At 53.6% G+C, this 21676-nt stretch carries 26 protein-coding genes and 2 pseudogenes; 27 read left to right on the forward strand and 1 reads right to left on the reverse strand.

Annotated elements, in window-relative coordinates; translation table 11 throughout:
• Positions 1–51 precede the first annotated feature (51 nt).
• Positions 52–243: a helix-turn-helix domain-containing protein gene (locus ACESZP_RS12590; protein WP_118555932.1), complete on the reverse strand. Its 192-nt coding sequence runs from the start codon at positions 241–243 to the stop codon at positions 52–54.
• A gap of 209 nt (positions 244–452) precedes the next feature.
• On the opposite strand from ACESZP_RS12590, the gene ACESZP_RS12595 reads away from it, so the two are divergent.
• The 27 genes and pseudogenes from ACESZP_RS12595 to ACESZP_RS12725 all read left to right on the forward strand — a co-directional run bounded on the left by ACESZP_RS12595 (position 453) and on the right by ACESZP_RS12725 (position 21472).
• Positions 453–836: a GntR family transcriptional regulator gene (locus ACESZP_RS12595; RefSeq protein WP_002578893.1), complete on the forward strand. Its 384-nt coding sequence runs from the start codon at positions 453–455 to the stop codon at positions 834–836.
• Positions 829–1689, forward strand: coding sequence for an ABC transporter ATP-binding protein (locus ACESZP_RS12600; protein ID WP_080908610.1), 861 nt, complete (start codon positions 829–831; stop codon positions 1687–1689). Before ACESZP_RS12595 ends, ACESZP_RS12600 begins: the two co-directional genes overlap by 8 nt.
• Positions 1682–1822 (forward strand): annotated as a pseudogene (locus tag ACESZP_RS12605) (ABC-2 transporter permease); the annotation flags it as partial. The gene ACESZP_RS12600 and the pseudogene ACESZP_RS12605, both read left to right, overlap by 8 nt.
• Positions 1813–2151 (forward strand): annotated as a pseudogene (locus ACESZP_RS12610) (sensor histidine kinase); the annotation flags it as partial. The pseudogenes ACESZP_RS12605 and ACESZP_RS12610, both read left to right, overlap by 10 nt.
• 176 nt (positions 2152–2327) lie before the next feature.
• Entirely contained in the window at positions 2328–2993 is a 666-nt protein-coding gene (locus ACESZP_RS12615) for an ABC transporter ATP-binding protein (RefSeq protein WP_080908613.1), read from the forward strand.
• 14 nt (positions 2994–3007) lie between these two features.
• Positions 3008–3970, forward strand: a complete 963-nt coding sequence (locus ACESZP_RS12620) for an ABC transporter permease family protein (protein WP_499709155.1) — start codon at positions 3008–3010, stop codon at positions 3968–3970.
• 164 nt (positions 3971–4134) lie between these two features.
• Positions 4135–5508 (forward strand): ParB/RepB/Spo0J family partition protein, encoded by a 1374-nt coding sequence (locus ACESZP_RS12625; protein ID WP_499709156.1) that lies wholly within the window; start codon positions 4135–4137, stop codon positions 5506–5508.
• 309 nt (positions 5509–5817) lie between these two features.
• A complete protein-coding gene (locus ACESZP_RS12630; RefSeq protein WP_009901612.1) occupies positions 5818–6174 on the forward strand; it encodes a DUF7768 domain-containing protein in 357 nt (118 codons plus the stop codon).
• On the forward strand, positions 6161–7246 hold the full coding sequence (locus tag ACESZP_RS12635; RefSeq protein WP_499709157.1) for a DNA cytosine methyltransferase: 1086 nt from the start codon (positions 6161–6163) through the stop codon (positions 7244–7246). Before ACESZP_RS12630 ends, ACESZP_RS12635 begins: the two co-directional genes overlap by 14 nt.
• 4 nt (positions 7247–7250) lie before the next feature.
• Entirely contained in the window at positions 7251–7964 is a 714-nt protein-coding gene (locus tag ACESZP_RS12640; protein WP_117567937.1) for an antirestriction protein ArdA, read from the forward strand.
• Positions 7965–7978: 14 nt separating this feature from the next.
• Positions 7979–9028: a DUF8626 domain-containing protein gene (locus ACESZP_RS12645; protein ID WP_499709158.1), complete on the forward strand. Its 1050-nt coding sequence runs from the start codon at positions 7979–7981 to the stop codon at positions 9026–9028.
• 91 nt (positions 9029–9119) lie between these two features.
• Positions 9120–9590 carry a PcfB family protein gene (locus ACESZP_RS12650; RefSeq protein WP_012741698.1) on the forward strand — a complete coding sequence of 157 codons (471 nt, stop codon included), beginning with the start codon at positions 9120–9122 and terminating at the stop codon, positions 9588–9590.
• Complete coding sequence (locus ACESZP_RS12655; protein WP_499709159.1) at positions 9587–11410, forward strand: VirD4-like conjugal transfer protein, CD1115 family; 1824 nt, start codon at positions 9587–9589, stop codon at positions 11408–11410. The genes ACESZP_RS12650 and ACESZP_RS12655 overlap by 4 nt, the downstream gene beginning before the upstream one ends.
• Before the next feature lie 89 nt (positions 11411–11499).
• Positions 11500–11715 carry a Maff2 family mobile element protein gene (locus ACESZP_RS12660; RefSeq protein ID WP_016306504.1) on the forward strand — a complete coding sequence of 72 codons (216 nt, stop codon included), beginning with the start codon at positions 11500–11502 and terminating at the stop codon, positions 11713–11715.
• 40 nt (positions 11716–11755) lie between these two features.
• Positions 11756–12622: a VirB6/TrbL-like conjugal transfer protein, CD1112 family gene (locus ACESZP_RS12665; RefSeq protein WP_005927637.1), complete on the forward strand. Its 867-nt coding sequence runs from the start codon at positions 11756–11758 to the stop codon at positions 12620–12622.
• 42 nt (positions 12623–12664) lie between these two features.
• Positions 12665–13306 (forward strand): septation protein SpoVG family protein, encoded by a 642-nt coding sequence (locus ACESZP_RS12670; protein ID WP_015567066.1) that lies wholly within the window; start codon positions 12665–12667, stop codon positions 13304–13306.
• A 9-nt stretch (positions 13307–13315) separates the two neighbouring features.
• A complete protein-coding gene (locus tag ACESZP_RS12675; RefSeq protein WP_015567065.1) occupies positions 13316–13969 on the forward strand; it encodes a DUF7007 domain-containing protein in 654 nt (217 codons plus the stop codon).
• A gap of 44 nt (positions 13970–14013) precedes the next feature.
• A complete protein-coding gene (locus tag ACESZP_RS12680; RefSeq protein ID WP_003500106.1) occupies positions 14014–14400 on the forward strand; it encodes a PrgI family protein in 387 nt (128 codons plus the stop codon).
• On the forward strand, positions 14318–16747 hold the full coding sequence (locus ACESZP_RS12685; RefSeq protein ID WP_370866625.1) for a VirB4-like conjugal transfer ATPase, CD1110 family: 2430 nt from the start codon (positions 14318–14320) through the stop codon (positions 16745–16747). The genes ACESZP_RS12680 and ACESZP_RS12685 overlap by 83 nt, the downstream gene beginning before the upstream one ends.
• Positions 16748–17026: 279 nt before the next feature.
• Positions 17027–18694, forward strand: coding sequence for a C40 family peptidase (locus ACESZP_RS12690; protein WP_148445519.1), 1668 nt, complete (start codon positions 17027–17029; stop codon positions 18692–18694).
• A gap of 22 nt (positions 18695–18716) precedes the next feature.
• A complete protein-coding gene (locus ACESZP_RS12695) occupies positions 18717–18983 on the forward strand; it encodes a DUF4315 family protein (protein ID WP_003500096.1) in 267 nt (88 codons plus the stop codon).
• Positions 18970–19617: a DUF4366 domain-containing protein gene (locus tag ACESZP_RS12700; protein ID WP_227083914.1), complete on the forward strand. Its 648-nt coding sequence runs from the start codon at positions 18970–18972 to the stop codon at positions 19615–19617. Before ACESZP_RS12695 ends, ACESZP_RS12700 begins: the two co-directional genes overlap by 14 nt.
• 2 nt (positions 19618–19619) lie before the next feature.
• Positions 19620–19811 (forward strand): hypothetical protein, encoded by a 192-nt coding sequence (locus tag ACESZP_RS12705; RefSeq protein ID WP_499709160.1) that lies wholly within the window; start codon positions 19620–19622, stop codon positions 19809–19811.
• A complete protein-coding gene (locus tag ACESZP_RS12710) occupies positions 19812–20213 on the forward strand; it encodes a cysteine-rich VLP protein (RefSeq protein WP_227083915.1) in 402 nt (133 codons plus the stop codon).
• Between the two features lie 132 nt (positions 20214–20345).
• Positions 20346–20936: a defense against restriction DarA-related protein gene (locus tag ACESZP_RS12715; protein ID WP_499709161.1), complete on the forward strand. Its 591-nt coding sequence runs from the start codon at positions 20346–20348 to the stop codon at positions 20934–20936.
• Between the two features lie 12 nt (positions 20937–20948).
• Entirely contained in the window at positions 20949–21131 is a 183-nt protein-coding gene (locus tag ACESZP_RS12720) for a DUF4316 domain-containing protein (protein WP_003500078.1), read from the forward strand.
• A complete protein-coding gene (locus ACESZP_RS12725; protein ID WP_117567870.1) occupies positions 21131–21472 on the forward strand; it encodes a plasmid mobilization protein in 342 nt (113 codons plus the stop codon). Before ACESZP_RS12720 ends, ACESZP_RS12725 begins: the two co-directional genes overlap by 1 nt.
• Positions 21473–21676 lie beyond the last annotated feature (204 nt).

The raw sequence follows: 21676 nt of genomic DNA on the forward strand, positions 1-21676 counted from the left end.
TCTCAAAGTATATACTGCACCATTAACTTTACCATTATATCAATATACATTTCATTCCAGATTAAGCTGTATGATAACCGGCAAGCTGGGAATCGTGTCATCGTTTTCAAGGTTGGCAAGATAGCGCCAGTCGATATTGATCTGTTCCGCCAGCGTCTTACGCGATAACTGCTTGACTTTCCGCGCCTCTTTTACATCCGCGCCGAAAGTTTCAAAGCCGAGACAATCTTTGATATTTGCCATATAGCACCATCCATCTACATTGTATATTTCATATTTTCTCAATGGAATGTTGCTATATGCAGTAAGATTAAACTTTATAATTCATATCCCGAAACATAGACAGAGGAAATCATTGCCACCCCCCCCTTGAAATATTGACAAGATACGCCTCTCGTGTTATGCTGTTATACACAACAGCATAACAGTTAAAACACACGGAGGATGCAGCAATGAAACTGATTATTTCAAATGTATCTGGCGTCCCCATATACGAGCAGATTAAACAGCAGATCAAGGCGGCTATTTTATCTGGCGAGCTTCAAGCCGAAGAAACTTTGCCCTCCCTTAGAACACTTGCCAAAGACTTAAAGATCAGCGTCTTAACAGTGACAAAGGCATACACAGAATTAGAGCAAGAGGGCTTTGTTAAAAATGTGCAGGGGCGTGGATGTTTCGTAATGGGGTCTGGTTCAGAACTGATTAAGGAGCAGCTTATTTGCAAAGTAGAAAACAATCTCACCGAAGCAATAAAAGCTGCAAGAATGGCAAATCTATCCACAGAGGAATTACATCGCCTTTTGGACATTTTAACGGAGGTAAAAACAGATGACTAATTATTTAGAGGTAACGAATCTTTCAAAATCTTTTGATTCTTTTCAACTTCACAATATCAGCTTTACTTTGCCAAAGGGATATATTATGGGCTTGATCGGCCCGAATGGTTCTGGCAAAACAACGACAATCAAACTGATTTTGAATATGCTCAAGCGCACCGGCGGCACAGTCAAAGTGATGGGGCTAGATAATATCGCAGAAGAACAAAAAGTAAAATCAGAGCTGGGCGTTGTTTTCGATACAAATTATTTCAGTGATGATTGGAAAGTGTCGCAGGTTGAAAAATCCATTTCGGTATTTTATCCAAATTGGGACAGCCAGAAATTTGCGGATATGTTACGGAAATTTCACATTGCACCCACCAAAAAGGTAAAAGAACTTTCCAAAGGTATGCAGATGAAGTTAATGCTTGCCTGTGCGTTTTCATACGACGCCAAACTGCTGATCCTCGACGAGCCGACCAGTGGACTTGACCCGGTTTCCAGAGATGAACTTTTGAAAATTCTTTCAGAGTATATTGAAGATGGCGAGCATAGTGTTTTGTTCTCCACCCATATCACAGGCGATTTGGAGCGTGCAGCCGATTATATTACCTACATCAGTTATGGCGAGCTGTACTTTACTGGCAGCAAAGATGATTTTGTAGATATGTTCCGCATTGTAAAAGGTGGAATTGAGGAACTGTCCGATGATCTGAAAAATAAGGCGGCTGGTATTCGTACATTCCCTACGGGATTTGAGGCGCTGATGAAAACCGAAGATATTAGCGGTTTCCCTAACCTGACCGTTGAGCCTGCCACCATTGATGAAATTGTAGTGTTTACAAGCAAGAAAGGTGACGATTATGAGTAATATTTTGAAATCCACAAAATTAGATATTGCATTGGTAAAACCATATTTTAAGACAATTTGTTTCACCCTGCTTCTGCCGATTGTGTTTGCCGCAATCAATCGTTCTTTGCTGACAGGGGTATCATTTGCTATGACAGCAAATGGACATCCGAAGCCCTCTTTAACCTGCTGGACAATGCGGTGAAGTACACCCCGCCAGGCGGGAAAATCGCTGTGTCGGTGGTGCTGTGGGAAATGTATGTGGAGATTAAAGTGACCGACACCGGCAAGGGCATTTCTGAAAGCAATCAGGCCGCCATCTTCCGGCGCTTCTATCGTGAGGAAGAAGTACACGAACAGCAGGGCGTTGGCATTGGTCTATATTTGGCCCGCGAGATCGTAACGCGGCAGGGCGGCTATATCAAAGTGGTTTCGGAGCCGGGCAAGGGTTCGGAATTTTCCATTATGCTACCTACAAAATAGAACGCGGCGGACGGCCATTTCCGGCTGCCCGCCATAAATTTTTTTGAAATGTCCGAGCGTTGTAACATTTCACCCCGATTTTCAATGAATTTTTTGGCCGCTGTAACATTTCGCGGACATTTGGGTTTTACAATACCCTTATCAATAGGCAGAAAGCCTTGAAAGGAGTTTTGAGTATGAGCGTTTTGCAGACGATTGATCTGAAAAAGTATTACGGCACAGAGCCGAACATCACCCGCGCTCTGGACGGCGTGAACTTCTCCGTAAATGACGGCGAATTTGTGGCCGTTGTGGGAACCTCCGGCAGTGGCAAGTCTACCCTACTTCACATGATGGGCGGGCTGGACACTCCCACCAGCGGAACCGTGACTGTCCGGGGCGAAGAACTGGCAAAGAAGAACGACGAACAGCTCACCATCTTCCGCCGCCGCAACATCGGCTTTATCTTCCAGAACTATAACCTTGTTCCCATCCTGAATGTGTATGAGAACATCGTCCTGCCGGTGGAGCTGGACGGGGACACGGTGGATCAGAAGTTTTTGGACGAGATCGTTCACCTGCTGGGGCTGGAAGATAAACTGAAAAATATGCCGAACAATCTCTCCGGCGGCCAGCAGCAGCGTGTGGCGATTGCCCGCGCCCTGATTACCAAACCGGCTATTGTGCTGGCCGACGAGCCGACCGGCAACCTTGACAGCAAGACCAGCGCCGAGGTGCTGGGGCTTATCAAGCGCACCAGTGCGGAATTCCGGCAAACTGTTGTGATGATTACCCACAATGACGACATAGCCCGCCTTGCAGATCGGATTGTCCGCATTGAGGACGGAAAAATTGTGGAATAAGGAGGTGGCAAGCTATGACATGGCCTTTTGAGAATGACACTAGCACCATTATAAAGAAACTGGCGAAAGCTGACCTAAAGGAACATAAGCTCAAGACTTTAATCACTGCAATTATTATTGTAATTGCGACTTGCCTAATGGCAACCGTCTTTTCGATTTTAGTAAATGACGCACTGAAACAATCCACACAAGCACCTTATCATGCTATGTTTCGCGCTGTGAGCGAAGATACGAAAAACAAGTTACAGACCGATAATGATTTTGAAACAGTTGGTGTTTACAAAACTTTTGGTAATATTGTGAACAGTGATGGGCGCACTGATCTGGCATACATGGATGATTCGGCAATGTCCTTTTTGGGCTTTGAACTGATGGATGGAAACCTACCGCAAAGCAATACAGAGGTACTTGTATCTGAAACTTATCTGTCTATTCACAAATTGGTATTAGGTGATTCATTTTCCTTTGAATATGTAGACACCTTGACAAACGAATTGAAAGAAAACACATTTACTGTTTGCGGCATTATCCAAAACAAAACGCAGGAAAAAGGAAAACAGTTTTATATTCTGACCTCTGATCATTTCCGCACAGAATACGCACAACAGTACAGCGAGCTTTCTTTAACTTACAGCACACAAACTGCCTCGACTGTTGATGTATTAGTTTCACTTAATTCGGAAAAAGCCGATATGAGTCCTGACACTCAAAAAGATTTCTTAAAAAGTAAGGGTGAAGCCGAAGGTATTAAAGATTTTGACATCATACTAAATGACAGATATATTGATGGAATCTATATTGATGGTGCTGTGGCGGTCGGTATTATCTTTTTTGCGATATTCATTATGTTCGCCAGCAGCTTTGTAATTTACAGTATTTTTTATATTTCCATTGTCAATTCGATGCCTATGTATGCCCAGTTTATTTCATTAGGGACGACGAAAAAACAGTTGCAACGGTGTACAAAGGGAACATAATAAAAAACTTAATAATGGACTGCCAATCTTACACAAAGTACCGCCCAAACGAGACTACGGGCGGTATTTTTGTATCATGGCGGAGAAAGGAGGAACTTCCCACGGGGGCTTGACTGAAAAGTTGAGCCTCTTTTTTCATGCCAAAAAACAGGAGGTAAATGCTTATGGCAGATGATAAAACCACAAAAACGCCGGAACAGCCGGTAACGGATAGCGGGCCGGGCAAGGAAACGCCTCCCGCTCCCCCAAAAGAGCCGGAGAAGGTTTCCGTTTCTCCGGAGCCGGAAAAAAAGACGGAACCAGAGGTAAAGAACCCGCAGGTTTCCGTCTATAACTTCTCTGAAATTATGAAGGAAAAGAAGGTCGAGGAACGGGCGGCAGCTCCCAGCGGGGAAAAGTCTGACCCGGCAAAAGAGGAGAAACCGGAAAAGCAGCCGGAGGCTCCGAAAAAAGCAGAGGAAAAACCCAAAGAGCCGGAACAGCCGAAGCGCCGGGGCCGTCCCCCGAAAACAGATAAGGACAAGGCCGCAGCCCCGAAGTCCAAAGCCCCCGCACAGAAACCGGAAAAGGCGGTCAAAAAGGAACCGGAGAAAAGAACGGCTCCAACGATACAGGCCGCTCCCGCTCCGAAAGGACCCGAAAAGCCAAAGGATGCTCCACGCCGGGGCAAGGAGCAGATCGTCTATATCAAGCTGAACGAACTCCACGCCTTCAAGAACCATCCCTTTGAAGTCCGGGATGATGAAGAAATGCGGGCTATGGTGTCCAGCGTCAAGGACAAGGGCGTGACCCAGCCCGCTATCGTCCGTCCCCGTGAGGATGGCGGCTATGAGATCGTGTCCGGCCACCGCCGCCAGAAAGCCAGTGAGCTTGCCGGATATGCGGATATGCCCTGTATCGTCCGAAATCTGACAGATGATGAAGCCATCACACAGATGGTAGAGGACAATCTGAACCAGCGTGAAGAAATCCTCCCCAGTGAGCGGGCCAAAGCCTTAAAAATGCAGCTTGAAGCCATCAAGCACCAGGGCTCCCGCACTTCGGGCCAGATTGACCCGAAGGACGCAGGTAAACGCTCCAACGAGATCGTGGCCGAGCGCAATAAGATGGCGGTCAAGCAGGTGCAGCGGTATATCCGTCTCAATGAGCTGGTTCCAGACCTGATGAAGCTGATGGATGAAAAAAAGCTGGGTTTTACTACGGCGGTGGAGCTTTCCTATATCGGCAAGAAGAACCAGAACTATATCGCCGTCGCCATTGACAGCCAGCAGTCCTCGCCTTCACAGGCGCAGGCAAAGCGTATGCGTGAGCTGGACGAAAAGAAGCTGCTCAACGGGGATGTGATCGACGGCATTATGATGGAGGACAAAAAGGAGGTAGACAAAGTGATTTTGACAGGTGCGGAACTGAGCAAGTATTTCGGCAAGGAAACTACGCCGAGGGAAATGAAGGACCAGATCATCAAGCTGCTGGACGACTGGAAGGGTCAGCAGAAGGAACACGAAAAGCCGGAGAAGAAAACCGAACAGGAAAAGTAAGCTAAAACTTCGGGTCAGCATGGCCCGAGGATTGCGGGGCTCTGCCCCGCGCCCCGAAGCTCTGGAGATATAAATGATTCCCCGTCGCCAGTTATTCCGTAGCATAGCCGGGAAAATCAGTCAAGGGCAGCGCCGCCGCAGGCGGTGCCAGAGGCACCCTTGACGGATTTCTCCCGGTTATGCTTTTTCCCGGTCAAGCGACGGGGATATAAATTCTCCAGAGCCGTTCCCCTTCCCGGGGGAAGGGGCGGAGGGGTTGGGCGAACTCTTGCTTTTCCCTAAACCAAAACAGAAATGGAGGCTCAACCAATGAAGCGACCTTTAGCATACCTGACTGCCGCATGGAGCGGCGAGCCGGATGTTGATATGGAGCTGGCGGCCCACTACTGCCGCCTTGCTTATGAGGCGGGCTTTTCCCCAATCTGCCCGCTCTTGTATCTGCCGCTGTTTTTGAATGACAGCGTTCCCGAGGAACACAAGGCCGGGATTGATATGCGCCGGGATATGCTGCGGCGCTCCCATACCCTGATCGTCTGCGGCAGCGTTGTGGACGAGGATGTAAAAAATGATATTGCGGTTGCCGGGCGGCTGGGCATTGCGGCGACCACACTGGAAGGGGTGCTTGCCGTGAAGGGACACGGCACCCCGGGCCATGCCGGACATTAAGCTGGGAAGCCTTTTCGACGGGATTGGCGTGTTCCCTCTGGCTGCTTCCCGGTGCGGTATCCGTCCGGTATGGGCCAGTGAGATTGAAAAAGCGCCCATCTCCATAACCAAAAGGCACTTTCCCGACATGGTGCATTTGGGGGATATTACGAAGGTGGACGGCGGGAAAATCCCACCTGTCCATATAATTACCTTCGGTTCCCCCTGTCAGAACCTTTCTCTGATCGGCAACCGCTCCGGCCTTGCCGGGGCAAAATCAAGCCTGTTCTATCAGGCGTTTCGTATCATACAGGAAATGAGGGATGCTACTGATAACCTATATCCAGCTATCGCTGTTTGGGAAAACGTCATGGGAGCGTTTTCTACAAATGACCGGATGGACTTTAGAGCCGTCTTATCCGCCTTCTCGGACACCGAAGTTCCAATGCCTCCTTCGGGAAGATGGGGAAACGCCGGAATGGTGCGAGGGGGAACGCCTGATGTGTGCTGGCGGCTCATGGACGCCCAGTATTGGGCAGGCACCCGAAGGCTGGCACGAAGGCAGCGGATTTTCGTCGTGGCGGATTTTGGAGGCAGACGTGCCGCAGACATACTATTTAAGCCCCGTCCAATGCTCCCACTTCCTCCGCCTTGCGGAGAGGGCGGGCGGGTCGCCGCCGAAGGAGATCGAACAGCTTCTTTTGAAACAGGGCGGCAGATACCAGTCATCCACCCCTTTCAGTGCTTCCGTATGCGGGGAGCGGCAAAAAGGCAGGAAGAAACGGCCTTCCGAAACAGCTTCGGATTACCAACTGACCCTTTTCCCACTCTTTTAGCCAGTGATGTAACGCCCTTTGCCTTCTGGTATGAGGGCGACCCGGAGGGCGGCTGTATCCGTTTTCTGACGGAAACAGAAAGTGAACGGCTGATGGGGCTGCCGGAGGGCTGGACAAAGTACGGGGCGGACGGCGTGGAGATCCGGCCTCTGCAACGTTACAAGGCGCTGGGAAATGCGATTGCCCTCCCTTGCGCCGATTACATTATGGCCGGGATTTATGAGGTGCTGGCTGACCGGGCCGGAAAGGAGGAATGAGCCCATGTTTGAAGCCTATATAACCAACACCGCCCTGTACCCCTTGATGGGGATCGAGGTAGGGACAACGGTACATTTCCCCATGACGACACAGGAGTTGCAGGCCGCCCTTGCCAAAATCGGGATAGACGGGAAGCGGTACAGCGAAGTGTTCTTTACCAGCTTTGACAGTGATGTGCTGGGGCTCTACGATCATCTCTACGAATGTGAGAACATCGACGAGCTGAACGAGTTGGGCCACGCCCTGCTGGAAGTACGGGATAAGGGCGGACTGGAAACCTTTGAAGCCGCTCTTGTCTTGGGAAACCACACAAGGAGCGTGAAGGATTTGATAAACCTGACGCAGAACCTTGACCTTTACCGCTTTTACCCGGATATTTCTGATGATGAAGGGCTGGGCCGTCTTTACGCCGACGAGCTTGGGACTATCGACATACCGGAGCACATTCAGAACTACTTCGATTATGAGGCATACGGGCGGGATGTGCGTATCAACGAGGGCGGCGTATTCGCTCCCGGTGGGTATGTGTCGGCAGTCCCGGAGGGCTTCAAGGAGTATTACCACGGGCCGCAGGACATTCCGCCGGAACACCGGATATTTGCCTATCCTGAAAAGGCCGAGCCTGTCCACTCCATTCTCGCTACACTCAAACGGTTTCAAGAAGCCCCACCCGCTCCGAAAAAGGACAAGGCGGGGCCTTCCCATGAAGAACGGTAAGACTTCGGGCCAGCATGGCCCGAAGCATGAAGGAGGTGCATACCATCAACTATTACCCTATCAATGAAGGGGCCGCCCGTCGGGCAAAGGAAATGAACAGCTTTTCCGACTACAAGGAAGGGAGCGCAACGGCGGAATACCGGGCAATGGTGGACAAGGCCGCCGCCATAGCGGAACAGCAGAAATCCCGGGTGGACCCCATGTACCATGAGAAGATCGACCATCTGTTAGACACCTACGCCCGCAAGCTGGCCGAAAACATGAACCAGGGCTTTGCCATTGACGCAAGGGTTCCCTCTATGATGATCGCCGGACCTGCCAATTTCCCGGTGGGAAAGAAGGAAAAACAGAACCGGGCCCGGGACAGCAACATGGAGGAATGGCGGTATATTCAAGGGCTGCTGGATAAGATACGCAGTACCGGCATGGGCGGGATCAGCGCCGATGACCCGGCAGCGATTGAAAAGCTCCAGAAGAAGCTGGACGGACTGGAACGCTCCCAGCTCATTATGAAGGAGGTCAACGCCTATTACCGCAAGCATGGCAAGCTGGACGGCTGTGCGCTGCTGTCGCCGGATCAGATCGAAAAGCTGAAAGCAAGCATGGCGTCAAGCTGGCGGAGCGATCCGAGGCCCTTTGAAAGCTACCAGCTTACCAACAACAATGCGGAAATCCGCCGGGTAAAGACGCGTATCGAACAGCTTTCCAAACAGGCACAGCAGGAATTTTCCGGCTGGGAGTTCGATGGGGGCCGTGTGGAAATGAACCGGGAGGACAACCGCTTGCAGGTGTTCTTTGACGGAAAGCCTGACGCGGACACCCGGGTTGAGCTGAAAAGCAATGGTTTCCGCTGGGCTCCCAGCGTGGGCGCATGGCAGAGGCAGCTCACGGACAACGCCATCCGGGCGGCTGACCGTTTGGAATGTATCAAGCCGCTGTCCGGCGAAAAGCCCTCCCAGCTTCAAAAGAAGCCCTCTATCTTGCAGACCATGCGGGAACAGGGCGAAAAAGTCCAGACGGAGCCGGAAAAGAAAGCTCCGTCCGGCAGGGATGCCGAGCGGTAAGCCTCGGGCCACATTGGCCCGAGGTTTTCTGTTCCCCGATATTGTACGGGGGCCTCCCGGATAGCGGGGACCCCGACGGAAAGGAGGTTTTATGCAGGAAGAAGTAAACCAAAAAACGGTTGCCCTTTCGATCAGGACAACGAAGCTCACAGGAAAAGTGCTGGCTGCCGCTCTTGGCAAGGTGGTTCGGGCGCTGCAAAAGCACCACCGGAAGGCGCTGACCCCGCAGGGACGCCAGAGCGTGAAAAAGCTGATGAACCACTATGGCGGCAAAAGTGCCATGCCCTATGTGGGAGCTCCAAAGGATTTTGACCGGATCGCGAAGGAGTTCCATGTGGACTACGCTTTCCATAAAGTGAGCCCCGGTCATTACCTGCTGTTTTTCAAAGCCAATCAGGCGGACGCTATCACGGCGGCCTTCCAGAAGTACAGCGCAAAGGTGCTGAATAAAGAGCAGGACAAGGCTTCCATCCTCGGCCAGCTTCGGAAATTCACGGAGCAGATCAGGACACAGGCAAAGGAAAAGCAGCGGACCAGAGAGGCGGTGAAGGACGGACGTTGAGTGACAAAATCAGAAAATATGTACTCCCAAACCTGCCGTACCTCTTTGTGTTCTGGTTCTTCTCCAAAATCGGGACGGCCTACCGGATCGCCCCCGGCACAGACTTCGGGACAAAGCTCATGGGGATGCTCGATACCTTCCCCAAAGCCTTTGAAACCTACTGGCCGGGGCTGGGAGGTATTGACCTGCTGGTGGGCCTTGCCGGTGCGGCTGGGGTGTATCTGCTGATACAGTCAAAGATCAGGCAGGCGAAAAAATTCCGGCGGGATGCGGAATACGGCACCGCCCGCTTTGGAACAAAGGAGGATATAAAGCCGTTTGTTGACCCAAAATTTCAGAACAATGTCATTCTGACCGGGACGGAGTTCCTTACCATGAACACCCGTCCGAAGATACCCGCCAATGCCCGGAACCTAAACGCCTGTGTCATCGGCTCGTCCGGCTCGGGAAAGACAAGGTTCTGGCTGACCCCGCAGCTCCTTCAAGCCCATTCCTCGTATGTGGTGGTAGACCCGAAGGGCGGCACCCTCGACCAGTGCGGGCGGTTTCTGCAACGGGAGAAATACAGGGTGCGGGTGTTCAACAGTATCGACTTTTCAAAATCCATGCACTATAATCCGCTGGCATATATCAAGACGGAAAGCGATGTTTTGAAATTCGTTACCGCCTTGATTGCCAACACCAAAGGCGACGGCAAGGAGGGCGACGAGTTCTGGACCAAAGCCGAAACCCTCTTGTACTGCGCCCTTGTGGCCTACATCGTCTTTGAGGGGCCGGAGGAAGAATGCAACATGAATACGCTGGTGGAAATGATAAACAGCATGGAAGTCCGGGAGGATGACGAAACCTTCAAAAATGCGGTGGACTATATGTTTGACGGGCTGGAACGCCGCAGCCCCCAGCACTTCGCCGTGAGGCAGTATAAGAAATACAAGCTCGCCAGCGGCAAGACGGCAAAAAGCATTTTGATTTCCTGCGGTGCGCGACTGGCTCCCTTTGATATTCCCCAGCTTCGGGAGATCATGTCTTATGACGAGCTGGAGCTGGATAAGCTGGGGGATGAAAAATCGGCGCTGTTCTTTCTTATCAGCGACACGGACACCACCTACAATTTTTTGGTTGCCCTCGCTTTTTCGCAGATGTTCAACCTTCTGTGTGAACGGGCTGACAACACCTATGGCGGGCGTCTGCCCTACCATGTGCGGGTGCTGTGGGACGAGGCAGCCAATACCGGACAGGTGCCGGGGCTGGAAAAGATCGTGGCCGTCATCCGCTCCCGTGAGATCAGCCTGACACTTTTTTATCAGGCAATGAGCCAGTGCAAGGCATTGTACAAAGACCATTCCGAAACCATCATGGGAAACATGGACAGTATCGTGTTCCTCGGAGGCCGGGAGGCTTCCACCCTAAAGGATATTTCGGAAAACTGGCTGGGCAAGGCCACCATTTCCATGCAGACCGAGGGTCGCAGCCGTGGACAGTCTGAAAGTTACAGCCAGAATATGCAGCGGCTTGGCCGGGAGCTGATGACCACCAGCGAGATCACCACCATGCCCGGAGATAAATGTATCTTGCAGCTTCGGGGGCTCCCGCCTTTCCTGTCCCCGAAGTATGACTTGAAAAAGCACCCGAATTACAAGTACACAGCCGAATTTGATAAAAAGAAAAACGCCTTCCGCTTGGAAAGCCTGTTCCGCCACCGGCCATTGAGACTAAAGCCGGAGGACGAATACACGGTGTACGAAGTGGACGGCTCCGACACGGACGAAGAAGCTGACCTGTTGAATTTCGATGATCTGGACAGAGACGAGTTTGTGTAACTTCGGGCCATGATGACCCGAAGCGCCGCCGATGTGGGCGGCTTTTTTTGTACCCAAAACCATCAAACAAACAAAATGGAGGAACGTATATGGAATTTTTCAATCAGGCAATCGACATTCTTAAAATTCTGGTCATGGCTCTTGGCGCTGGTCTGGCGGTATGGGGCGTCATCAACCTTCTGGAAGGTTACGGGTCGGATAACCCTGCGGCAAAATCACAGGGCATTAAGCAGCTCATGGCGGGCGGCGGTGTCGTTCTGATCGGCCTTCAGCTTATCCCTCTGCTGTCCGGCCTGTTCAGCTAAGTGTCACCCGTTGTCCCTTTTCCAGAAAAGGAGCTGATGTATGGACTTTATCATCGACGCAATCGTTGAATGGCTGAAAGGTCTGCTCGTCGATGGTATCATGGGAAATCTGGATGGCCTTTTCGATAACGTCAATCAGAGCGTTGGCGAGATCGCCACACAGGTAGGCACGACCCCGGCGGACTGGAACGCCGGGGTCTTTTCCATGATACGACAGATCTCCGAAACTGCCATTCTGCCAATCGCCGGGGTCATCCTCACTTTTGTTATGACCTATGAACTGATACAGATGCTCATAGAACGCAACAACCTCCATGAAGTTGACACATGGATGTTTTTTAAGTGGGTGTTCAAAACCTTTGTGGCTGTGATGATCCTGACGAATACCTTCAATATCGTGCTGGCGGTCTTTGATGTGAGCCAGCATGTGATACAGCAGTCAGCGGGCATTATCCAGAACGGGACAGAGATCACGCCGGATGTGCTGGACAGTCTGCGGACAGAGCTTGAGGCGATGGAGTTAGGCCCTCTGTTCGGACTCTGGCTCCAGTCCTTCCTGATCCAGCTTACCATGATTGCCTTAAACATCGTGATTTTCGTCATCGTATATGGCCGTATGATTGAAATTTATTTACTCACAAGTTTAGCGCCTATCCCGTTTGCCACAGTCCCCAACAGGGAAACCGGACACATGGGGCAGAACTATTTCCGCTCCCTCTTTGCGGTGGGCTTTCAAGGTCTATTGATCTTGGTCTGTGTCGCCATCTATGCGGTGCTGATCCAGAGTATCGCCACCGACGGCGACCCCATCGGGGCGATCTGGGGCTGCGTGGGATATACGGTGCTGCTGTGTTTTACCTTATTCAAAACAGGCAGTCTTGCAAAATCCATCTTCGGCTGCCATTAAGAGACTTCGGGCCATGCTGACCCGAAGCGGAAAGGAGGCGGTATGCCTCGGCGTTACAAACAGGGTGCGGACGGACAGCCGCACCCGGCTTTCTATGGAAAGCTCCCCGAAGAATTTTCTAAAGCAGACACCATGCGCTTTATGGTGGAAACCGATCTGAAACTGTCCGGGTGCGTATCGGCGGACACACTGGCGGCACTCCGGGCGGAAGGCTATGACTACAAGGACGGGAACCTTGTTCCCGCCGGAAAGGAGGAAACCATGCAGGAAAAGGTTGCAAACACCACCCCGGCCGCACCGTTGAAGCTGGATGTAAGCGTGCGGGTCATCGAACCTGTGAAAAATCTGATGGGCTTTGCCAGCGTGAAATTCAATGACTGCTTTGTGGTGGAAAATCTGAAAATCGTACAGGGCAGCAAGGGTCTCTTTCTTGGGATGCCCAGCCAGCCGGACGGCAAAGGCGGCTATCGGGATATGGCCTACCCTGTCACAAAGGAGTTCCGGGAACAGCTCAATACTGCTGTTCTGCAAGCCTATGAGGCAAAGCTGGAACAGATGGCGGAGCGCGGCTCTGTGGGGCGTGCGTCCATCAGCGACCAGCTCAAAGCCGGAAAAGCGGCTGCCGAACAGGCAAAGGCAGAGCGGCCTCCGAAGGAAAAGCCCAGCCGCAGTGCAGAGCGTTGACCTCGGGCTATGCTGGCACGAAGCAGAAAGGAGGCGGGAACCATGCCACGCAAACGGACGGGCTATGACGCGGCCTGCTATTACGACGGAAAACTGCTGGGCCGCTGTACCAAAGCGGACAGCGACGCCTACACCCTGTTGATGAACGCCTGCGGCGGGGAGGCTGCCCGTGTCCTTCGGGAATATGCCTATTTTTCCCCAGAACTGAAAGCCATCTTGGAAAAGGCGGCGCTCATGCAGGCGGACCGGAGCCGGACGGGCGGAATGTTCCATGCGCCGAAAAGCTCCCCGTGGGGCGAGGTGCAGAATTGTGAAACCCTCTGTCCGGGGGTGTTTCTGGTATCTACCGCCAGCCACGGCGGAACGATGGTGGCAAACGAGGTAGCCGCCGTTCTCTCCCCGGCGGCCAAAAAATGCGGCTTCAAGGACAAGGGCTATATCTGCTATGAGGAGGACGCACAGGAAAGCGTAGTGCTCCGGGAGCTGCTGGACAAAAAGCTGTGGAAAATCCCTGACCGCATTAAGGACAAAGGACAGTTTGAAGAAAAACTCAATCAGTCCATCCGGCAGTATCACCCCGAATACTGGCGGGCAAGGCAGAGCGGACGAGAGGCCGCCGAAGCTGCCCGCAGCACAGCCCCGGCCAAAGAGGCCGCAAGATAACCTCGGGTCATGCTGGCCCGAAGCAATAAAGGAGGTGTACCAAAATGGCCTATGTACCAGTACCAAAAGACCTTTCCAAAATCAAGACAAAGCTGGCCTTCAATCTGACGAAGCGCCAGCTTGTTTGTTTTTCCAGCGCGGCGGCGGTGGGCCTCCCGGCCTACCTGTTTTCCCGTGGCAGTATCGGGAACAGCGCCGCCATGTTCCTGATGATCGGCCTCATGCTCCCGTTCTTCTTTCTGGCTATGTATGAACGGGATGGCCTTCCGCTGGAAAAAGTGCTGAAAAACATCATCCGCACCCGGTTCCTCTATCCCCGGGTGCGGCCTTACAAAACCGAAAACTTCTATGCGCTGCTTAGCGCCAGAAAGGAGGCGCAGCCGATTGCGAAACAGCAGAAGGGCCGGAAAGCCCGCAGGCAGAAAGCCTGAAAAGCAGGGCCTTACCGGCCTGTTCACGAAAGGAAAGAACATTCCCACCACCGCCCAGCAGACCCTCCCTTACCGGGAAATGTACCGGGACGGGGTGTGCCGGGTAGCGGACCGCTATTACACCAAAACCATTGAATACGAAGACATCAACTACCAGCTCGCACAGTCCGAAGATCAGGCGGCCATCTTTGACGGGTGGAGCGCCTGCCTCAACTACTTTGACAGCAGCCTTCCGTTCCAGCTTTCCTTCCTCAACCACCGGAGCCGCCCGGGCAGCCGGTACAGCGTGAACATCCCCATGCAGGACGATGATTACAACAGCGTCCGGTGTGAGTATGTGGAAATGCTGGAAAACCAGATCGCCAAAAGCAACAACGGCATAGTCCGCACAAAGCTCCTGACCTTCGGCGTGAACGTGGACGACCTTCCCACCGCCAGGGCAAGGCTGGAACGTGTAGAGGCGGACATTTGCGGGAACTTCAAAAAGCTGGGCGTCAAGTGCCGCTCCCTTTCGGGGCTGGAACGGCTGGAACTCCTTCACGGACAGCTCCACCCCGGCAGCGGCTCCCCCTTCCGGTTTTCATGGGATATGATCCCCAAAACCGGGCTTTCCACCAAAGACTTTATCGCCCCGGACAGTTTCGATTTTCGTTTCAGCCGTCTGTTCCGGGTGGGGACGACTTGGGGCGCTGCCTCCTACTTGCAGATTTTGGCCTCAGAGCTCTCGGACAAGCTGCTGGCGGAGCTTTTGGAAATGGATGCGGAAATGACCATCACTCTCCATATCCAAACCGTCGATCAGGCCGCCGCCGTAAAATCTATCAAGGCCAAAGTCTCCGACATTGACAAGATGAAGGTGGAGGAACAAAAGAAGGCAGCTCGGTCAGGGTACGACATGGACATACTTCCACCCGACCTTGTAACGTACAGCAACGACGCAAAGACCCTTCTGGAAGATTTACAGAGCAGGAATGAAAGAATGTTCCTGCTGACCTTCCTTGTGGTAAACATGGCCCCGACCCGCCGGGAGCTGGACAATGACCTGTTCACGGTGTCGGGTATCGTCCAGAAATACAACTGCACCTTGAAGCGGCTGGACTTCCAGCAGGAGGATGGTTTTCTTTCCAGCCTTCCGCTGGGCCATAACGGCATTGAGATCAAGCGCGGCATGACGACCAGCTCCACGGCCATTTTCGTTCCCTTTATGACGCAGGAGCTCCGCATGGATGGCGAAGCCGTCTATTACGGGCTCAACGCACTTTCCCATAACGTCATCATGGCAAACCGGAAAAAGCTCAAAAACCCCAACGGCCTGTTCCTCGGCGTGCCGGGCTCCGGCAAATCCTTTGCCGCAAAGCGGGAGCTTGTGAACGTGTTCCTTGCCACCCGTGACCGGATCATTGTGGTGGACCCGATGGGCGAATACTCGCCCCTTATCAAGCGGCTGGGCGGACAGGTCATCGAGATCGCCCCGGACAGCCCCCACCACATCAATCCGATGGACATTGACCTGAGCTTTGACGAGGAAAACCCGATGGCGCTGAAAGCCGACTTTATCCTGTCGCTGATGGAGCTGATCGTTGGCGGCAAGGATGGCTTGCAGCCGGTGGAGCGGACCGTCATTGACCGCTGTGTACGCCAGATGTACCGGGAACACTTGCAGGACCCGGAAACAAGCAAAATGCCGACCCTCCAAACCCTGTATGACCTGCTCTGTTCCCAGCCGGAGGGCGAGGCGGTACGGCTGGCAACTGCCCTTGAAATCTATGTGTCGGGTTCCCTTAACGTGTTCAACCATGAAACCAATGTGGACTTAAACCGCCGTCTGGTATGCCTTGACTTAAAAAAGCTGGGGGCCGGGCTTCGGACGATTGCCATGCTCATTATGCAGGACTTGGTAAACTCGCAGGTGTCCATGAATTTCCTCCGCGGTATCGCTACATGGTGCTACTTCGACGAGTTCCATGTGCTGCTCCGTGACCGGCTGACGGCAAGCTACTGTGTGGCGATCTGGAAAATGCTGCGAAAAAAAGGGTGCGTTCCCAGTGCTTTAACGCAGAACGTGAAGGATTTTCTGGCAAGCCCGGAGATCGAGAACATCTTTGAAAACTCGGACTTCCTTGTGCTGCTCTCGCAGGCACAGGGGGACCGGCAGATTTTAGCCAAACAGCTTGGGATCAGCCCCCACCAGCTTTCCTATGTGACCCATACCAATTCCGGCGAAGGGCTGCTGTTCTTCGGGAATACCACCATCCCGTTTGTTGACCGCTTCCCGCAGAATACCGAGCTGTACGCCATTATGACCACCCGCCCGGAGGACAAAAAACAGGAAATGAACCGGGCATAACGCACTTCGGGCCATGATGGCCCGAGGTTTGGAAAGGAGGGATACATCATCGGAAAGAAACCGGATAAACGGAATTTTCAAAGGCCGGGGCCGACGGAGGATACCGGGAGCAATCGCCCCGGACCGGCTGAACGGGAAGGGCCTTCCCCCGTACCATCCCGACGCCTGCGGTTTAAGGACGAGGATACCGGGCAGGACAGTCCTTCGGGCCATGATGGCCCGAAGTCCAAAAGCGGCAAGTTTCAAGAGGACAGACGGAAAAGCCGTCCCTCTGACCGCATGAGGCAGGAAGATGAAGCGGACGGGCCGCAGGATACCGGCAAGGCACAGGAGCCGGAGGGCTCCGCCGAGAAGGCCGGGAGCAAAAAGGACAAGTACCAGAAAGCACAGGCAAAAGCGGAACACGCCGGGGAAAAGCTGGGAAAGGCCCGGGAGAAACTGGACAAGACCGAAGCAAAACGGGCAGCGAAGAAGCCGCCGGGGCTTGCGAAGAAAGCTGTCCGGGGAGCCCGCACCGAAGCATGGTTTTATCTCCACAACAAAATCCACGAAGTTGAGCATGAAAATGTGGGTGTGGAAGGAGCCCATAAGTCGGAACTTGTGGCCGAGGCCGGAGCCCGGAAACTGACCCGGTATGCCAAACGGAGATACCGGGAACACCCGGCCCGGAAGGTGGCAAAGTGGGAACGGAAGGACATAAAAGCCCGGGCCAATGTGGATTTTCAAAAGATGGCCTCCGATCACCCGGAGCTTGCCAGCAATCCGCTTTCCCGTGTGCAGCAGAAATGGAAACTGAAACGCCGGTATTCCAAAGAAGCAAAGGCGGCTGCAAAACAGGGCGCAAAGGCCGCAAAGAAAACCGCTGCCGCTTCGGGAACTGCGACCCGTCGGGCGGCGCAGTTTGTGACCCGTCATCCCGTGGCGGTGCTGGTCCTGCTCCTGCTGTTGCTGCTCTGTTTTCTTGTGTCGGCGGTAAGTTCCATCTTCCCCACGCTTGGCAGCGGCCTCGCCAATGCGTTATCCGGCACCTCCTACGCCTCGGAGGATACGGACCTGCTGGGGGTGGACGAGGACTACACAGCGCTGGAAAACGAGCTGGCGCAGACGGTAGCGAACATCGAAAGCACCCATCCCGGCTATGACGAGTACCGCTATTCCGTGGACGAGATCGGCCATAACCCCTATGAGCTGGCGTCCTATCTCTCGGCAAAGTACCATGTGTATTTCCGTGAACAGGTGCAGGACGAGCTGCGGGAGATTTTCGAGGCACAGTATGAACTGACCTTGACGGAGGAAGTCGAGATACGCTACCGCACCGAAACCAGCACCGACCCGGAGACCGGGGAAACCACCACCGAGGAAGTTCCCTATGAGTATTACATTCTCAATGTGACCCTCACAAACAAGACGCTGCCCGCCGTGATCCTGCCGAGGCTTAACGAACAGCAGCGGGAAATCTACATCGTTATGCAGCAGCTCAAAGGCAACAAACCCTATCTGTGGGAAGGGATTTACAACGGCGGCGAAGATACCGGCCCCAGCTATGAGATACCCGGCGAGGCGCTGGATGACCCGGCTTTTGCGGCGCTCATGGAAGAAGCCACAAAGTACATCGGCTGGCCCTATGTGTGGGGCGGCTCCAGCCCGTCCACTTCCTTTGACTGTTCGGGCTTTGTCTGCTGGGTGTACACGGCCAGCGGCGTCCACAACCTGCCCCGTACCACGGCGCAGGGCATTTATAACCAGTGTGCTATCATTTCCCCCTCCGAGGCAAAGCCCGGCGACATTATCTTTTTCACGGGAACCTATGACAGCCCCGGCCCTGTGTCCCATGTGGGGATTTATGTGGGCGACGGGATGATGCTTCATTGTGGGTCCCCCATCCAATACGCAAACATCAATTCAAGCTACTGGCAGACACATTTCTATGCCTTCGGGCGTTTGTGAGCCAGAGGAAAGGAGTCCTTGCATGAACAAGATCGACAAGCTCGATAAGGAACTGGAAAAAGCCCGGGAGAAGGCTGCCGAATGGCAGGCCAAAATCCGGGAGCTGGAAAAGCAGAAACAGGAGGAAGAAAACAGCCAGATCGTGCAGGCGGTGCGCTCCCTCAAACTGACCCCCGCCCAGCTGATGGCTTTTCTGAACGACCCCAAAAACAGCCTTACCGCTTCGGGCCATACTGACCCGAAGCCGGAGGCACCCGGAAAGGAGGACACAGCCCATGAAGAAAACTAAATACCGCAGGCTGGCGGCGATGGCTGCCAGCCTTTTGTGTTGCCTGATCTTTACGGTCCCGGCCTACGCCCAGAGCAGCGAGCCGCAGCCCGAGGCCACTCCCGCTCCGGTGGAAACCGAAGCGGAGCCGGAAACCCAGAACCCCTTTACCCCGGACGGGACGGGAACCGTGGTGGACAACGCCACCGACGAGGACGGTAAAGAGTTCTACACCATCACCACAGCAGACGAGAGCGTGTTTTATCTGGTGATCGACAAACAGAAAACCAGCGAGAACGTCTATTTCCTCAATACCGTTACCACAGACGACCTTCTGCCTCTTGCTGAACAGGGTAAGGAACCGCCCAAAGAAGTGACCCCGGAGCCAGAGCCAAAGCCCACCGAACCGGTGGAGGAAGTACCGGAACCCGAGCCGGAGAAAAAGGACAGCCCCCTTCTCTCTCTGCTCCTGATCGGTGCGGTGGTGCTGTCCGGCGGTGGGATTGGTTACTATTTCAAGATTTACAAGCCGAAGCATGAGGCCCCGGATTTGGAGGATGATTACTGCGAATATGAGGACGGGGAGCTGGAGGAGATCGCAGAGGAACCCGATGACGAAGATACCCCGCCGTGGGAGAAAGATACGGAGGAATGAGAATGAATTTTACAAGCAGCCCTTTTGAACGAATGATGAAGGAAGTACCGCACCCCGGCTGGGACAATGACAACCCTTGTAAGGGATGCCGTTACTACAAGGAGTGCAAAGGAAAGAAAAAACAGTGCCGGAAGAAGTTCCGGGCGCTGATCGTGGAGTCCCGCCCTTCGGGCCATCGTGGCCCGAAGTCTTAAATGGACGCCCGGGAGCTGACCCGTGACGAGAAGAAGAAAATCCGTTCTCTGGTCACGGGGATGTGCGCCAACTATGACCGGGAAAGCGGCCTGTGCCTTCCTCTTGACTGTGCCTGTTATATGCTGCACAAGTGCTGGACAGGGGCGTACTGCCGTTATTTCCGTGAGGCTGTCCTGCCTCTTAACCCGGAGCTTCAAGCGTCGTTGACAACGGAAGGCATCTCCCCGGAGCTGCGGGCCTGTGCGGTCTGCGGAAAGGCGTTTTTGCCCGAGGGGCGTCAAGCCTACTGTTCCGACGCCTGCAAGGCCGAAGGGAACCGCCGAAAAAGCCGGGAACGCATGAGGAAAATGCGGGAGAAAAGGCCGGGCGGCTGTTACGATTTGTCGCCTCCAAAGGCTTGACATTCCGGGCTTTTTGGAGGGTGTTTCCGGGGTGGGAATATCTTATTACATTCCTCCCCGGTCTGCCCTCTTATTTCGTAACATCCAGCACTTCGGGTCATGTTGACCCGAGGCACAGAAAGGAGGGATCTCTTGGAGACAGTACAAGGATATGTGATTTTGAAAGCTGCCACCTTTGAAACCGGACACGGCTTTGCGCTGGGGCATAATCCGGGAGCGCCGAGCCCCTTTGTGACCTGGCAGTTTACCGAGGGGGAAAACGGCCATCGGGATTACTACTGGGGCCGCTATGGAACCAGTCAGGCGTGGGCGCAGAGGGACTTTGACCGCCGGGTGGACGACTATCAGCAGTTTTACCATGCGGCGGTCAAGCATACCGAGCTCGGACCGGAGGGCGTTTACCGCTATTATTCCACCCAGCGGCCCGTGGACATAGGAACTTACCCGAAGCCGCCGGATAACCAGCCTCTTTCCATCGTCAACTACGATGACGACAGGCGGCGTCCTGTGGCAGACGGCAGGCTGATGGCATGGGGCGAACTGACCTACGCAAAGCCGCTGACCGAAAAGCAGATGGGGGATTATGAACTGAAACCAGCACCGGGCAATCCTGACCGGGTGCGCCCATCCATTACCGCCCGGCTCAAAGAAGGAACCAGAGGGCAGGAACCCCAAAAGGAGCCCGGCCAGAAGCGGAGCCATAAAAACCATGAGGAACGATAAAGGAGGATCGCCATGCACGAAAAAGACAACTATCTGAAAACCGCCGAGCTCTCCACGGAGCAGAACTGCAACATGATCGACGGCGTACCCAACAATACGCCCATCCCACCCACGCCCCCGGAGCTGGACGCAAAGCCGCTGGACAAGGTAAAGGAGCCCAAAGAGCGCCGGAAAGGCCGGGAGCTGGAACGCTGATGGAGAACCGCAAGCGGAATGTCCATCTGCACGTCATGGTAACGCCGGACGAGCTGGCAGCCATCCATGAACGGATGGCTGAGGTGGGCATTTCCAACGCCGGGGCTTATGTACGGAAAATGGCTCTGAATGGGTATATCCTGCACATCGACCTTGCGCCCGTAAAAGAGCTGATCTCTCTGCAACGGCGCTGTTCCAACAATCTCAATCAGGTCGCCGTACACGCACATACCTATGGCGTGTACCCGGAGGAAATCGACGGATTGAAGCGGGACTATGAAAAGCTGTGGGGCGAGGTGTCAAAGGTGCTGCGGGAGCTCTCCGAGCTGGTGGCAAAGTAAGACGAGGGCGGCAGGCTTCCGTTGCGGGGCTTGCCGCCCTGCTCTTTTTTTACCACTTCGGGCCAGTATGACCCGAAGGTTTGGGACAGGATTTACTAATCTTTCGCAACATTTATGTCCCCGGGCGGGCATGATAAAATAGAGGTAGGAAGGATAGATAAAGGAGGTTTTGAAGATGAAGATACTGCTGAAAATATTGGTTGC

This window comes from Candidatus Dorea massiliensis AP6, from assembly GCF_964245105.1.
Lineage (GTDB): Bacteria > Bacillota > Clostridia > Lachnospirales > Lachnospiraceae > Laedolimicola > Laedolimicola intestinihominis.

Excerpts from the sequence above, each read along its gene's own strand:
- ACESZP_RS12590 (WP_118555932.1), bottom strand. The coding sequence starts at position 243 with ATGGCAAATATCAAAGATTGTCTCGGCTTTGAAACTTTCGGCGCGGAT.
- ACESZP_RS12595 (WP_002578893.1), top strand. The coding sequence starts at position 453 with ATGAAACTGATTATTTCAAATGTATCTGGCGTCCCCATATACGAGCAG.
- ACESZP_RS12600 (WP_080908610.1), top strand. The coding sequence starts at position 829 with ATGACTAATTATTTAGAGGTAACGAATCTTTCAAAATCTTTTGATTCT.
- ACESZP_RS12615 (WP_080908613.1), top strand. The coding sequence starts at position 2,328 with ATGAGCGTTTTGCAGACGATTGATCTGAAAAAGTATTACGGCACAGAG.
- ACESZP_RS12620 (WP_499709155.1), top strand. The coding sequence starts at position 3,008 with ATGACATGGCCTTTTGAGAATGACACTAGCACCATTATAAAGAAACTG.
- ACESZP_RS12625 (WP_499709156.1), top strand. The coding sequence starts at position 4,135 with ATGGCAGATGATAAAACCACAAAAACGCCGGAACAGCCGGTAACGGAT.
- ACESZP_RS12630 (WP_009901612.1), top strand. The coding sequence starts at position 5,818 with ATGAAGCGACCTTTAGCATACCTGACTGCCGCATGGAGCGGCGAGCCG.
- ACESZP_RS12635 (WP_499709157.1), top strand. The coding sequence starts at position 6,161 with ATGCCGGACATTAAGCTGGGAAGCCTTTTCGACGGGATTGGCGTGTTC.
- ACESZP_RS12640 (WP_117567937.1), top strand. The coding sequence starts at position 7,251 with ATGTTTGAAGCCTATATAACCAACACCGCCCTGTACCCCTTGATGGGG.
- ACESZP_RS12645 (WP_499709158.1), top strand. The coding sequence starts at position 7,979 with ATGGCCCGAAGCATGAAGGAGGTGCATACCATCAACTATTACCCTATC.
- ACESZP_RS12650 (WP_012741698.1), top strand. The coding sequence starts at position 9,120 with ATGCAGGAAGAAGTAAACCAAAAAACGGTTGCCCTTTCGATCAGGACA.
- ACESZP_RS12660 (WP_016306504.1), top strand. The coding sequence starts at position 11,500 with ATGGAATTTTTCAATCAGGCAATCGACATTCTTAAAATTCTGGTCATG.
- ACESZP_RS12665 (WP_005927637.1), top strand. The coding sequence starts at position 11,756 with ATGGACTTTATCATCGACGCAATCGTTGAATGGCTGAAAGGTCTGCTC.
- ACESZP_RS12670 (WP_015567066.1), top strand. The coding sequence starts at position 12,665 with ATGCCTCGGCGTTACAAACAGGGTGCGGACGGACAGCCGCACCCGGCT.
- ACESZP_RS12675 (WP_015567065.1), top strand. The coding sequence starts at position 13,316 with ATGCTGGCACGAAGCAGAAAGGAGGCGGGAACCATGCCACGCAAACGG.
- ACESZP_RS12680 (WP_003500106.1), top strand. The coding sequence starts at position 14,014 with ATGGCCTATGTACCAGTACCAAAAGACCTTTCCAAAATCAAGACAAAG.
- ACESZP_RS12685 (WP_370866625.1), top strand. The coding sequence starts at position 14,318 with ATGCGCTGCTTAGCGCCAGAAAGGAGGCGCAGCCGATTGCGAAACAGC.
- ACESZP_RS12690 (WP_148445519.1), top strand. The coding sequence starts at position 17,027 with ATGAGGCAGGAAGATGAAGCGGACGGGCCGCAGGATACCGGCAAGGCA.
- ACESZP_RS12695 (WP_003500096.1), top strand. The coding sequence starts at position 18,717 with ATGAACAAGATCGACAAGCTCGATAAGGAACTGGAAAAAGCCCGGGAG.
- ACESZP_RS12700 (WP_227083914.1), top strand. The coding sequence starts at position 18,970 with ATGAAGAAAACTAAATACCGCAGGCTGGCGGCGATGGCTGCCAGCCTT.
- ACESZP_RS12705 (WP_499709160.1), top strand. The coding sequence starts at position 19,620 with ATGAATTTTACAAGCAGCCCTTTTGAACGAATGATGAAGGAAGTACCG.
- ACESZP_RS12710 (WP_227083915.1), top strand. The coding sequence starts at position 19,812 with ATGGACGCCCGGGAGCTGACCCGTGACGAGAAGAAGAAAATCCGTTCT.
- ACESZP_RS12720 (WP_003500078.1), top strand. The coding sequence starts at position 20,949 with ATGCACGAAAAAGACAACTATCTGAAAACCGCCGAGCTCTCCACGGAG.
- ACESZP_RS12725 (WP_117567870.1), top strand. The coding sequence starts at position 21,131 with ATGGAGAACCGCAAGCGGAATGTCCATCTGCACGTCATGGTAACGCCG.